This is a genomic window from Bacillus cereus group sp. BfR-BA-01453 (genome assembly GCF_022662915.1).
In the GTDB taxonomy this organism is placed as follows: Bacteria; Bacillota; Bacilli; order Bacillales; family Bacillaceae_G; genus Bacillus_A; species Bacillus_A paranthracis.
Genome location: NZ_JAKUEN010000020.1, coordinates 1 through 12915 on the forward strand (window position 1 = coordinate 1; position 12915 = coordinate 12915).

The window sequence follows — 12915 nt, forward strand, 5'->3', positions numbered from 1 at the left end:
AAGTGAAGCTAGCTTCACTTTTCACATACCAAATCATTATAAATTCATACTGGATAAACCAATGTATTGGGCCTTATCAAATTACACAGACTTCTTGACGGAACCGATATAATTTGATAATCGCTGATATATTTCGAGTTGCGCCGATATATTTCCAAAATCGCTGATATATTTTCAAACAGCAATTAATATAATTTCATTTACCGAGAAACCATTATCTGAATTTCATCAACTATTAATCAGTTGCCTTCCTATTTAAAAACGACTACAATTTTACTGTTATAGATGAACGAAAAAATAGAATAGGAGGGGAGACTATGCCAAGGAAAGTATGGCTATTAGTAGCTGGGATGATTATTAATGTCACGGGTGCTTCTTTTTTATGGCCTTTTAATACAATTTATTTGCATGATCACCTAGGGAAATCTTTATCTGTGGCCGGAATGGTATTAATGATCAACTCGCTTACTGGTGTAATCGGAAACTTGCTCGGCGGTGTTTTATTTGATAAATGGGGCGGTTATAAATCAACTTTAGTAGGGATTGTCATTACACTCGTATCGATTTTAGGTCTTGTGTTCTTCCACGGTTGGCCGTTATATGTTGTGTGGCTAGCGTTAATCGGCTTTGGTTCTGGAATGGTCTTCCCATCGATGTATGCGATGGTTGGTACGGTTTGGCCAGAGGGCGGAAGACGAGCATTTAATGCGATGTATGTTGGACAAAACGTTGGTATTGCGATTGGAACAGCGTGTGGTGGATTAGTTGCATCGTATCGTTTTGATTATATTTTCTTAGCAAACTTTATTTTATACTTTGTTTTCTTCTTAATTGCTTTTATTGGATTCCGTGGTATGGAAGATAAGAAAGAGCCAGGAGTGCAAAAAGAAGTTGAAACGAAAAAAGGTTGGTCGCTTACACCTGGATTCAAAGCACTTCTTATCGTATGTGTAGCATATGCTTTATGCTGGGTTACATACGTACAGTGGCAAGGAGCAATTGCGACACATATGCAAGAGTTAAATATTAGTCTTCGTCACTATAGTTTATTATGGACGATAAACGGAGCGATGATCGTTTGTGCACAGCCACTAGTTAGTATGTTAATTCGCTGGATGAAGCGTTCGTTAAAACAACAAATTATGATTGGGATTCTTATTTTTGCAGTGTCATTCATTGTATTAAGTCAAGCGCAGCAATTTACGATGTTCCTCGTTGCGATGGTAACATTAACAATTGGTGAGTTATTCGTATGGCCAGCAGTTCCAACGATTGCAAATATACTTGCGCCAAAAGATAAGTTAGGGTTTTATCAAGGTGTTGTAAATAGTGCGGCGACTGTAGGGAAAATGTTCGGGCCGGTCGTTGGCGGAGCAATTGTGGATTTATACAATATGGAAGTATTGTTTATAGCAATCATGGTAATGCTTGTAGTAGCGCTTATCGCAACGAGTATTTATGATAAACGAGTAAAAGTAGAAGAAACAGTTGAAGAAAAAATTGCAGTTTAGTTTGACGGAACATGTTCACATGTTTTAGAATATATTTAAATAAAACAACCTTTCGAACAAGGGAGATAGCTCGGCTGTCTTAAGACGAATTCGTTAGTTATGAAAAGTAACGATTAACCGAGAAGCCCCGCTTTAAGTAAGCTCTTTAGAGATACGAAGTGGAGGGTAGTTCAAATTAACTCATATGTGTAATAACAGTGAGAAGGAGTAGTAGTAATAGAAGCTGGTTTAGAGAGTTGACGGTCGGTGCAAGTCAATCCACGTTTCGTTATGAACTCGCCTTTGAGTTGCAGTTGTGAAATTAATAGTAGCAATTGCCGTTAATCCACGTTACGGATCTAAGCGAATGTATATTTGTACATTAATTTAGGGTGGTACCGCGGGAATCTATAACCTCTCGTCCCTTTCTAGGGATGAGAGGTTTTTTGTATTTTGGGCGGTGAAAATAAATAGAATTTCAAGGAGGGTATCTCATGAGCTTTAATCATCAAGAAATTGAGAAGAAGTGGCAAGGGTACTGGGAAGAGAATAAAACATTCCGTACGCCAGATGAGACAGAAAAACCAAAATTTTATGCACTAGATATGTTCCCATATCCATCAGGTGCAGGCTTACACGTAGGACATCCAGAAGGTTATACAGCAACAGATATTTTATCTCGTATGAAGCGTATGCAAGGATATAACGTTCTTCATCCAATGGGATGGGATGCATTCGGTCTTCCAGCAGAGCAATATGCACTTGATACTGGAAACAGCCCAGCTGAATTTACAGAGCATAATATTAATACATTCCGTAACCAAATTAAATCATTAGGTTTCTCTTACGATTGGGACCGTGAAGTAAATACAACAGATCCAAACTACTACAAGTGGACACAATGGATTTTCCTAAAACTATTTGAAAAAGGCTTAGCTTACGTTGATGAAGTACCTGTAAACTGGTGTCCAGCACTTGGTACAGTACTTGCAAACGAAGAAATCATTGACGGTAAGAGTGAGCGCGGTGGACATCCAGTTGAGCGTCGTCCGATGAGACAGTGGATGTTAAAAATTACAGCTTACGGAGATCGTCTATTAGAAGATCTAGATGAGCTTGATTGGCCAGAAAGCTTAAAAGATATGCAACGTAACTGGATCGGTCGTTCTGAAGGTGCCGAAGTACACTTCAATATCGATGGTACAGACGAGAAGTTCACAGTTTTCACAACGCGTCCTGATACATTATTCGGTGCAAGCTACTGTGTACTTGCTCCAGAACATGCACTTGTTGCTGATATTACAACTGCTGAACAAAAAGAAGCTGTAGAAACTTACATTAATTCTGTAAAAATGAAGAGTGATTTAGAGCGTACAGAACTTGCGAAAGAGAAAACTGGTGTATTCACTGGTGCTTACGCAGTTAACCCAGTAAATGGTGAGAAATTACCAATCTGGATCGCTGATTACGTTCTTGCAACTTACGGAACAGGTGCTGTAATGGCAGTTCCAGCTCATGATGAGCGTGACTATGAATTTGCATCAACGTTCAATCTTCCAATGAAGGAAGTTGTAAAAGGCGGAGACATTACGAAAGAAGCATACACAGGTGATGGTGAACACGTAAACTCAGCATTCCTTGATGGTTTAAATAAAGAAGAAGCAATCGCAAAAATGATTGAATGGCTTGAAGTAACGAGCGCAGGAAATCAAAAAGTAACATACCGTCTACGTGACTGGTTATTCAGCCGTCAACGTTACTGGGGTGAACCAATTCCAGTTATTCACTGGGAAGATGGCACAATGACAGCTGTAAAAGAAGAAGAATTACCATTAGTTCTTCCGAAAACAGACAACATCCGTCCTTCAGGTACAGGTGAATCACCACTTGCTAACATTGACGAGTGGGTAAATGTTGTTGATCCTGAGACTGGTAAAAAAGGTCGTCGTGAAACGAACACAATGCCACAATGGGCTGGTAGCTGCTGGTATTACTTACGTTACATCGATCCAAACAATAGCGAAGCACTTGTAGATCCTGAAAAAGTAAAACAATGGCTTCCAGTTGATATTTATATCGGCGGAGCAGAGCACGCTGTACTTCACTTACTATATGCTCGTTTCTGGCATAAAGTATTATACGATATCGGTGTAGTTCCAACGAAAGAGCCGTTCCAACAATTATTCAACCAAGGTATGATTCTAGGTGAAAACAACGAGAAAATGAGTAAATCAAAAGGTAACGTTGTAAACCCTGATGATATCGTAGCAAGCCACGGTGCAGATACACTTCGTCTATACGAAATGTTCATGGGACCATTAGATGCTTCAATCGCTTGGTCTGAAAATGGTCTTGACGGAGCTCGTCGTTTCCTAGACCGCGTATGGCGTCTATTCGTTCAAGATAATGGTGAATTAAGTGAGAAAATTACTGATGCACCAAATAAAGAGCTTGAAAAAGCTTACCACCAAACAGTGAAGAAAGTAACAGAAGACTATGCAGAGCTTCGCTTCAACACAGCGATTTCTCAAATGATGGTATTCATCAACGATGCATACAAAGCTGAAACACTTCCGAAAGAATATGTAGAAGGTTTCGTAAAAATGATTGCACCAGTTGCACCTCACATCGGGGAAGAGCTATGGAGCAAACTTGGATACAATGAAACAATCACATATGCAAGCTGGCCAACATTTGATGAGTCTAAACTTGTAGAAGATGAAGTTGAAATCGTTGTTCAAGTTATGGGTAAAGTTCGCGCAAAACTAACAATGAGTAAAGACGCATCAAAAGAAGAAATGGAACAACTTGCACTTGAAGCAATTAAGGACCAAATTGAAGGGAAAACAGTTCGTAAAGTAATTGTAGTTCCTGGAAAACTTGTTAACGTTGTTGCAAACTAATGAATGAAAGAAAAGCTCAGAGCGCTTATACTCTGAGCTTTTTTGTGTAGAAAATAATTTCTGGATCACCCTAGTCTAAGTTTTCAATTATTCCAATACGTACAAATAAAAGAGCGGAATTCCAATACAGACAAACACCTATTTTTCTATAGGAAATATGATAAAAAAGGTAGGCTAAAATGAGTAGAAGAGGTGAAAGGAATGAAAGGGATAGACAATAATGCACCACATGGATTTTTCGGAGGTGGATCGGATAGTTATGAACAAATGATGTTAATGGGAGGGGCTGGCCAACAAGGATACGGTGGAATTCCGAGCTGGATGGGCGGAGCGCCTGGAGGATTTTCCACATCAGTAGCTGGAGCACAAACTGGAATTCCAACATTAACAGGAGGATTTCCATCATCAGTAGCTGGAGTGCAAACAGGAATCCCAACATTTGTAGGCGGAGCAGCGGGAGGAGTACCAGTAGGCGTACCAACTACATTCCCATCTTTCGTTGGAGGAGTACAAACAGGATTTCCGGTACCGGGAGTAGGTGTTGTGGCAGGCGGAGTAGGTGGTTATCCACAAGGTTTTTACGGTCACCATGGCCACCACGACGGTCATCATGGACATCATCACCAAGGTCACCATGGCCATCATGGACACCATCACCACCAAGGTCACCATGGCCATCATGGACACCATCACCACCAAGGTCACCACGGTCATCATGGACATCATCAACAACAAGTACATCACCACGGACACCATCATATACATCCGCAGGCTGTTCTTTATCAAATTCATCAAGATCACCATGGCCACCACGGCCACCACGGCCATCAAGGTCAACATGGTCATCAAGGCCACCACGGCCATCAAGGTCACCACGGTCATCAAGGTCACCAAGGTCACCAAGGTCACCACGGCCACCAAGGTCAACATGGTCATCAAGGTTACCAAGGCCAACAACACCAACAACACCAACAACACCAACAATACCAACAGTATCAACAACAATCTTCTCCTTGGACAGGTGGAATTGGAGCAGGAGCAGCAGGAGCAGCTGCAGGAGCGGCTAGCATTAGTGGAGCAGCAGGACACGCGGGACACGTGGGTCATTAATGATTGCCAGAAAAAAAGACATAATAAAAAACTGCTAGGAAATCCTAGCAGTTTTTTTCAGCTTCTTGGCGTTGACGTTCGATTTCAGCACGAAGTTGTGGTTCTGGTGCTTGCCAGCCTTCAGGTTTTAGAATTTTGCCGTCGCCTTCACGGAATCGAGGTTTTCCATCAGGGAATAGTTTTGCCATGTTTGCGTTATTTACAATTTCGAATCCTTTATCAGGACGTACGCCCATTTCGGCAAACGTGCCGAATGCAAAGTAAATAAGGTCAATCAGTGCATCATATTGATCTTCAACAGTCGTTGCTTCCAGAAATTCTTCTAGCTCTTCTTGCATAAAACTCGCACGGATTTTTGCACGTTCTTCTGTTAGTTTTGTTGGAGTATTTGTCACAGGGTGTCCGAACTCTTTATGCATTTTTGCAACAAGTTCGTATCCTTTATCTAAACCTTTTTCGTTTGTCATGTTGTTTCATCCTTTCTCGCTTTGTCCGAATCTCATTGTAACATAGGGTGATTATGAAATGAAAAGGGACTGTCCAAAAGTTTTAGCTTTTAGTTAAGATAGGGAAAGACTATATCGAATAAACGTCAAAACATAACCCATTAATAAAAGAAAGCCATCCCGGAATACTTTTGGGACGGCCCTGCTCGTTATTTTTCTTCTTTTATTAAAATGGATAAAATAAGGTCGATGCCAAACATACCAACGAGCAACATTGGTATAACGACAAGTAAATAACGTGTGAAGGAAACATTTTTTAAATATGTATGAGCAAATAAAAAGACGCCGAGAAATAAAATACCATTTAAAATAGGCTTTACTAATTTTTTAGACATAAGCTCCCCCATAAATATCTTCTCTCTCTATCTAAAATAAAAACTCCTCTTTCCGTTGTATCATGCTGGAGAGAGGAGTTCAATCATTTCTCATTCAATTACACCAGAATTTGTAATATTTACGGTGTATTTTATAGTAACTGGAACATCTTTGTACATTTGTTTCCACTCCTCTAACTTGAATGGGCGATAATGTTGCTTATATTTAGCACCTAGCCCGAGCGGATCGACGCCTAAAGATTTAAACTGCTTAATTAATTTAGCAGCTTGTGTATTTAATTGTTTTTGAACGACCTTCTCAATCTTTGTTGTGTTCTTAGCATTCTCTAAGTTAATTTGTTTCGATACTTCTTGAATACGGGCATCAAGCTTCACATGAATGGAAAAGGAGGGCTTTCCGTTTTTTATTTTTATATCGTATGTTGGAACAGAACGAATATTGTTAATCATTACGTACCCAGGATCTGCTTTAAATTCATGTGAATCTAACTTATGTTCTTCTAACAATCCTTTAAATACAAACATATCTTTTTCCGCGATTTTACCAACATATTTATCTTTTTTAAAAAGACCAATTCCCGTGATTTTTATTTTATCACCATGTTTCTTTAGAATTGGAATATAGTAGTCTTGCCCTTCTTGATAATAACGGAATGCTCCTATATGCAGATTATCTGTTGGTAAAGGACCTGTCTTCATATTATGTTCGAGCATTTTTTTTATATAAATTGCAACGTTAGATGAAGTCGTGTACTTTCCTTTTAAAAGTTCAGTACCATTGCCGTCGAGTAAAGCAACATATAAGGCATTTCCGATATTTACATCACGAATTAATGTATCGAAGGAAGCAACCATTCCTTTTTTTGCAATTCGGAGGGTAAATAGAGAAACACGCATTTGTCCGCTGGCAAATGGTTGAGAAGACTCTAAAGATGTGTCTGCTTTTACTTGTTTTACCGCATTTGCTGTCCCTTCAAAAACTTGAACTTTGTTACCTTTTTGCTGAATAGGACAAACAAATGTTACCTTTATTTTATTATCTTTTGCTACATCAAAGACAGTTCCTTGTATAAGGTGTACGTCATCGATAATATTTTTTTGTAAACATCCAGTTAAACTAAAAAGTACTATACAAGAAATAAGCATTAATTTGCTTTTGATTTTTTCCATTTTCTTTTCACCCACACAATAATAAATAGGATTGGGATGTATACATAAATAAGCCAAAAACTCCCCTTTGATGCATTACTAATAAAATTATTAATATCGTGTCTGTTTGTTAAAAGTTGTGAAACAATGAGAGTGATAAACATAAAAGCGATTAAAACACCTCTTTGTTTTACACGGAATATTTCATGTGTTGCTCTCGTTGCTGCCCATAAAGGGAGGATAAAACTTGAAATAATAACGAGTGCATAGCCTGAAATTGCAATATATTCGAGTCTTTCTATAAACGGTAATTGAATGACTTGGGTCATAGAAAGTTGGGGCCATATCGTTTTTAACAATTGTTTTTCACTAAAAAATGCAAAAGCTAAAATGGTGCTAAATACATATAGAAGATTTGAAAATAGTGCTCCAAGCTGAGCGTATTTATGAGATTGCATAGGCTTTTTCACAAATGGATACACCATGAGGTAAATCTCAAAACCAGTCATACTGTAGATTGACACTTGAGCGGATTTTAAAATGTCTGAAAAAGAATGTGTGAATATAGGCAGTAAATTCTCCCAATGTGAATATTTCAAAACGAATAAGCTTAAAAATAAATATCCCAATGTACCACCAACAGAGATGACGCAAATACCGGTAATGACACGAAATCCAGAAGAGACAATGTAATAGCTAACTAAGCATAAAAAGAGTGTTAACATCCACGTGGAAGCAGTTGGGAACATCCATACTTGAATAATTTCAACATACGTTCGAATGACCGAAATACTGACGATTAAAAAATAAGCTGCAAAGATGATATTAAAGATATTCCCTATCCACTTTCCAAACGTTTGTCGTTGTAAATCAATTAAATTTCCATTTGTTTCTTTTAATAAAAAATACATCATCCATATAAGAAGATGGATACAGAGTCCTGTGATTACAACGCCCATCCAGCCGTCGTATCCAGCGGCCTTTGCGGTGATTCGAGCGAAGCCGAGAACGCCAGCACCGAACTGTGCACCGTGAATTAAGAAGAAAACGAAAATAGGAGATATTTGATATTTTTCTTGAACTTTACTCATCGAATGCACCTCATTTCTTAATCATCAAAGTCTGATCTATGTTTTGTTGAAATTCCTTTCGCTGCTTTTTTTACATGTTGTGGCCTTGCTTGTACATCCCGTGTATCAATCATTGTTAAAGGAAAACGAATCCAAGAGTCTTTAACAGACTGTTGTCTTGTCGGATAAAACAAAGCGTACGGCTTACGTAAGGAAGTAAGTCTAAATAGATGAGTAAATAAAAAGATAAATCCAAGAGAAATCCCGAACAATCCGCCTATTTCTGCAAACATAAGAAAAGGAAAACGTAGTAGTCGAACCGCATTACCCATTTTATAAATAGGTGTAATAAAGGAGGCGAGTGCTGATAAGGCAACGATAATTAATAAAATATTACTCGTTAAACCAGCTTGTACAGATGCTTGCCCAATTACGATACCGCCTACAATACCGAGCGTTTGACCAACTTTCATCGGTAACCTCGCGCCAGCTTCTCTCAGTAAATCGATTGCGAGTTCTAAAAAGAGTGCTTCAATTAAAGGCGGGAATGGTACTTGCGCCCTTGATAAAATTAAAGTTTCAAGTAAATCACTCGGAATGAGTTCATAATGATAATTTAAAACTGCAACGTATAACGGTGTAGCGCAAATTGAAAATAGAACGGCAATTAATCTTAAAACCCTTGAAAATGTAGCATACATCCAGGAGACGTTATAGTCTTCTGGGGAAATGAAAAAATCGAAATAGGATACAGGTGTTAGTAAAACACTTGGAGAGCCATCCACAAAAATAGCGATTTTCCCATCGATTAGTGCTTTTGTAACTCTATCAGTGCGTTCTGTATTGATATAGAGAGGGAAAATCGACTTTTCTCCCATCAATTCTTGTAAATAAGCACTATCATTAATTTGATCATATTCAAGAGCACGTAAAGACTCCTCTAGAAAATCAACATTATCTTTTTCAGCAAGGTTGTCTAAATACATCATGACAACTTTTGTTTTGGAAAACTCACCGATAATCATCTCTTTTGTTTGTAAATCTAAAACAGGAAGACGTTTTCGTACTAAATTTATGTTTGTATCAATATCCTCTACAAAACCTTCTTGCGGACCAATAACAGTCGATTCATTTAAAGGAGGAGTTGGTGCACGATAATTATCAATTGCAATATTTGCGAGCATACATTTTTGATCTTTCTGATTCAACTGAATAATCGCATGCCCCTTTAAAACCATATCTTCAATTTTTTGTAAGTCGTTCGTAATTGTAATGCCACTCATTGGAATATGTTCTTTTAGCTCTTCTAGTGAAGCACAAGGTCGTTCTAAAAGAGTGGGCATTAAATATTTTTGTAATTTCTCTCCATCAAGCGAAGGACGATAGTAAGAAATCCAATAAGGCATCGTTTCATCGTCAGATGTGTGATAATTAACAAAATCACTAGACTGTTTGAGCTTCTCTATTAAATCTTGTAGAGAATGAATATGTTCTTTTTCTGGTTTCGTAAAATCATAAATACTATTACCTTTAGAATTTTGTTGCTGCTGCCCTTGATCTGAGTTGTTGTGTTTAGAGTGTTGTTGTTGTTGTTGATCTTGCTCCGAGTTGTCTTGCTTGGAATGTTGCTGTTGATTTTGCTCCGAGTTGTCTTGCTTAGAATGCTGCTGTTGATCTTGCTCCGAGTTGTCTTGCTTAGAATGCTGCTGTTGATCTTGATCTGAGTTGTCTTGTTTAGAATGCTGCTGTTGATCTGATTTGTTTTGTTTAGAGTGTTGTTGTCCTTGAGAAGATTCGTCTTGTTTAGCACTTTGTTGCTGTTTCTGATTCGATTTGTTTTGCTTCTTATCTTTGGAAGACTCCTTGTGCTCCTCTTTTGGTTGCTCGCCATTGCTATCTTTATTATGTTTCATACTTCTAGTCTGTTGTTTGCTATTATCCTCTTGATTGTTAGGGTGTTGCTCTGAGTTATCTGTTTCGTTTTTCTCTGTTGTATTTGATTTTTTTTTCTTACGTAGCCAATTCCAAATCATATGTATGCCCTCTTTGATTGTGTAATATAGTGCTATTTTGTGGCTAATTTTGTATATTATTCATTTATTTATGAAAAGAAGGAGGAGATGGGTTTGCATAGAAAAAATCCTTTAGTAAGCAGTACATACTATGACGAGAAGAGGGCGAGTCTGTGCAAATTGTAAAAAAGGAGAAATTTATTTTAAAGGAGTTTACATTTGAAAATGGTAGGACAATTCCTGTTCAAATGGGGTATGAGACGTATGGTACTTTAAATAGAGAAAGGTCAAATACGATTTTGGTTTGTCATTATTTTAGTGCAACTAGTCACGCAGCAGGAAAATATACAGCGCATGATGAGGAGTCTGGTTGGTGGGATGGTTTAATTGGACCGGGAAAAGCAATTGATACAAATAAATACTTCGTTATATGCACTGATAATATTTGTAATGTGCAGGTGAAGAACCCTTATGTAATTACAACGGGACCGAAATCGATTAATCCGAAAACTGGAGATGAATATGCGATAGATTTTCCGGTTTTTACATTTCTTGATGTAGCTCGTATGCAATATGAGTTAATAAAAGATATGGGAATCGCAAGGCTACATGCTGTAATGGGCCCGTCAGCTGGCGGGATGATTGCGCAGCAATGGGCTGTTCATTATCCTCATATGGTAGAGCGGATGATTGGTGTTATTACGAACCCGCAAAATCCAATTATTACGTCGGTAAATGTAGCGCAAAATGCAATTGAGGCTATCAAGCTGGATCCAAGTTGGAAGGGCGGAAAATATGGAGAAGAGCAGCCAATGAAGGGGCTTCAGTTAGCAAATAGAATGATGTTTATGAACGCGTTTGACGAGCATTTTTACGAAACGACATTTCCTCGTAATAGTATAGAGAAAGAGCCTTATGAAACATTTTCTGCATTAACATCATTTGAGAAAGAAATTAACAAAGTGACAAATAGAAGTATAGCTTTAGTAGATGCAAATTCGTGGATGTACACTGCAAAAGCAGTTTTATTACATGATATTGCACATGGATTTTCGTCTTTAGAAGACGCACTGTCTAATATAGAAGCAAATGTACTTATGATTCCGTGTAAACAAGATTTGCTTCAGCCTTCACGTTATAATTATAAAATGGTAGACCTATTGCAAAGACAAGGGAAGTATGCGGAAGTATATGAGATAGAGAGTATAAATGGGCATATGGCGGGAGTATTTGATGTTCATTTGTTTGAAAAGAAAGTTTATGAATTTTTAAATCGGAAAGTGTCTAGTTTTGTGTAGAAAATAAATGATGTGAAAAAGGTGCAATGTATGTAATAGGCACCTTTTTTTACATGATTTGTAGACGAAAAATATATGTGGCAATTGCTATACCGAAGAAGGCGATACTAAGCAATAGAAACAAGAATGACATTTCTTGTGGTGATTTTATCTTTCTATTATTTTTCATACTAAGAGCAATAATTGCAGCGATTAAGAAAATGATGCCCATAATGAAAAGAAAAAGTGTCATTTTCATTGGCTCCTTTCATAAAACAAGTATATTGAGGATACAATGCAAGAGTTATGTTTGTAAAGGATAAGTTTTACGAGAAAATTGAGAAATAAATTCCCTATTCTTTGCGTTCTTTCTTTCGCATGCTAAAATTGATGAGAAATGGTTGTTTAAAGAAGAAATTAAAGGTTTTATTGTATATAAGGAGGAACGACATATGACAGAAGTGAAAACAATTACTACAGAAGAAGTGCAAGAGCGTTTAGAAAAAGGAGAAACGTTATTTTTAGTAGACGTAAGGGAAGATGAAGAAGTAGCAGCAGGAAAAATTCCAGAAGCTGTACATATTAAAATGGGTGATATCCCAAATAAAGTAGATTTCTTTGATAAAGAGAATGAATATATCTTTATTTGCCGTTCGGGAATGCGCAGTGAAAATGTATGTCATTATTTAAATGAGCAAGGCTTTAAAACAGTGAACATGGTTGGCGGTATGCTTCAATATGAAGGCGAAATCAAATAAGTAGTTTAAAAAACTTGAAACGAGTCTGTTTCAAGTTTTTTTCTTTTGCATACAGTGTACAAAAGGGGGATAGGTAAATGGGGATTAACTTACGGAAAGTAAAAATTATAAATAATACAGGGGCTGTTAATGTCGGCGATTGTTATGATATCTCACCTTTAGCTGTAGCGAAAGTGTATGCAGGTGCTGGAGGATCGAGTGCGGCTATTTTTTTAAATGGGAAAAGACAGCCAGAAGCGGTCATTAGAACATCGGTGTTTCTTCCGCCATTAGCAACGAGTACACGTACATTAGGCTCATAGAAG

The 12915-nt window shown here is 37.7% G+C and carries 12 protein-coding genes and 1 other annotated feature; of the genes, 6 read left to right on the plus strand and 6 right to left on the minus strand.

Annotation, left to right across the window (positions count from 1 at the left end; genetic code table 11):
* Nucleotides 1–317: 317 nt before the first annotated feature.
* From MR070_RS24240 to MR070_RS24250, 3 genes are all read left to right on the plus strand, one after another.
* Nucleotides 318–1511 carry an MDR family MFS transporter gene (locus MR070_RS24240; RefSeq protein ID WP_001137564.1) on the plus strand — a complete coding sequence of 398 codons (1194 nt, stop codon included), beginning with the start codon at nt 318–320 and terminating at the stop codon, nt 1509–1511.
* 188 nt (nt 1512–1699) lie between these two features.
* Nucleotides 1700–1919 (plus strand) — a binding site (T-box leader).
* Between the two features lie 65 nt (nt 1920–1984).
* A complete protein-coding gene (gene leuS, locus MR070_RS24245) occupies nt 1985–4393 on the plus strand; it encodes a leucine--tRNA ligase (protein ID WP_242262121.1) in 2409 nt (802 codons plus the stop codon).
* Nucleotides 4394–4594: 201 nt separating this feature from the next.
* Entirely contained in the window at nt 4595–5503 is a 909-nt protein-coding gene (locus MR070_RS24250) for a hypothetical protein (protein ID WP_242262122.1), read from the plus strand.
* Between the two features lie 44 nt (nt 5504–5547).
* On the opposite strand, the gene MR070_RS24255 is transcribed toward MR070_RS24250, so the two are convergent.
* From MR070_RS24255 to MR070_RS24275, 5 genes are all read right to left on the minus strand, one after another.
* Nucleotides 5548–5970, minus strand: coding sequence for a pyrophosphohydrolase domain-containing protein (locus tag MR070_RS24255; RefSeq protein WP_000180559.1), 423 nt, complete (start codon nt 5968–5970; stop codon nt 5548–5550).
* A 188-nt stretch (nt 5971–6158) separates the two neighbouring features.
* Nucleotides 6159–6344, minus strand: coding sequence for a hypothetical protein (locus tag MR070_RS24260; RefSeq protein ID WP_000038782.1), 186 nt, complete (start codon nt 6342–6344; stop codon nt 6159–6161).
* Nucleotides 6345–6434: 90 nt separating this feature from the next.
* On the minus strand, nt 6435–7514 hold the full coding sequence (locus MR070_RS24265; protein ID WP_000411385.1) for a Ger(x)C family spore germination protein: 1080 nt from the start codon (nt 7512–7514) through the stop codon (nt 6435–6437).
* Complete coding sequence (locus MR070_RS24270; protein WP_242262123.1) at nt 7490–8584, minus strand: spore germination protein; 1095 nt, start codon at nt 8582–8584, stop codon at nt 7490–7492. The genes MR070_RS24265 and MR070_RS24270 overlap by 25 nt, the downstream gene beginning before the upstream one ends.
* 17 nt (nt 8585–8601) lie before the next feature.
* Complete coding sequence (locus MR070_RS24275; RefSeq protein WP_242262124.1) at nt 8602–10596, minus strand: spore germination protein; 1995 nt, start codon at nt 10594–10596, stop codon at nt 8602–8604.
* Nucleotides 10597–10748: 152 nt separating this feature from the next.
* Between MR070_RS24275 and MR070_RS24280 the strand changes: the two genes are divergently transcribed.
* Nucleotides 10749–11873, plus strand: coding sequence for a homoserine O-acetyltransferase family protein (locus MR070_RS24280; RefSeq protein ID WP_242262125.1), 1125 nt, complete (start codon nt 10749–10751; stop codon nt 11871–11873).
* Between the two features lie 49 nt (nt 11874–11922).
* Here MR070_RS24280 and MR070_RS24285 read toward each other — a convergent pair whose 3' ends face one another.
* A complete protein-coding gene (locus MR070_RS24285; RefSeq protein WP_000171883.1) occupies nt 11923–12105 on the minus strand; it encodes a hypothetical protein in 183 nt (60 codons plus the stop codon).
* A gap of 199 nt (nt 12106–12304) precedes the next feature.
* Between MR070_RS24285 and MR070_RS24290 the strand changes: the two genes are divergently transcribed.
* Both MR070_RS24290 and MR070_RS24295 read left to right on the plus strand, forming a co-directional pair.
* Nucleotides 12305–12610 (plus strand): rhodanese-like domain-containing protein, encoded by a 306-nt coding sequence (locus MR070_RS24290; protein ID WP_000141202.1) that lies wholly within the window; start codon nt 12305–12307, stop codon nt 12608–12610.
* Between the two features lie 77 nt (nt 12611–12687).
* A complete protein-coding gene (locus MR070_RS24295) occupies nt 12688–12912 on the plus strand; it encodes a spore germination protein (RefSeq protein ID WP_000512463.1) in 225 nt (74 codons plus the stop codon).
* Nucleotides 12913–12915 lie beyond the last annotated feature (3 nt).

Bases quoted from the DNA above. Each gene is read 5' to 3' on its own strand.
- MR070_RS24275 (WP_242262124.1), bottom strand. From the start codon at position 10,596: ATGATTTGGAATTGGCTACGTAAGAAAAAAAAATCAAATACAACAGAG.
- MR070_RS24295 (WP_000512463.1), top strand. From the start codon at position 12,688: ATGGGGATTAACTTACGGAAAGTAAAAATTATAAATAATACAGGGGCT.
- MR070_RS24260 (WP_000038782.1), bottom strand. From the start codon at position 6,344: ATGTCTAAAAAATTAGTAAAGCCTATTTTAAATGGTATTTTATTTCTC.
- MR070_RS24240 (WP_001137564.1), top strand. From the start codon at position 318: ATGCCAAGGAAAGTATGGCTATTAGTAGCTGGGATGATTATTAATGTC.
- leuS (WP_242262121.1), top strand. From the start codon at position 1,985: ATGAGCTTTAATCATCAAGAAATTGAGAAGAAGTGGCAAGGGTACTGG.
- MR070_RS24265 (WP_000411385.1), bottom strand. From the start codon at position 7,514: ATGGAAAAAATCAAAAGCAAATTAATGCTTATTTCTTGTATAGTACTT.
- MR070_RS24270 (WP_242262123.1), bottom strand. From the start codon at position 8,584: ATGAGTAAAGTTCAAGAAAAATATCAAATATCTCCTATTTTCGTTTTC.
- MR070_RS24250 (WP_242262122.1), top strand. From the start codon at position 4,595: ATGAAAGGGATAGACAATAATGCACCACATGGATTTTTCGGAGGTGGA.
- MR070_RS24290 (WP_000141202.1), top strand. From the start codon at position 12,305: ATGACAGAAGTGAAAACAATTACTACAGAAGAAGTGCAAGAGCGTTTA.
- MR070_RS24285 (WP_000171883.1), bottom strand. From the start codon at position 12,105: ATGACACTTTTTCTTTTCATTATGGGCATCATTTTCTTAATCGCTGCA.
- MR070_RS24255 (WP_000180559.1), bottom strand. From the start codon at position 5,970: ATGACAAACGAAAAAGGTTTAGATAAAGGATACGAACTTGTTGCAAAA.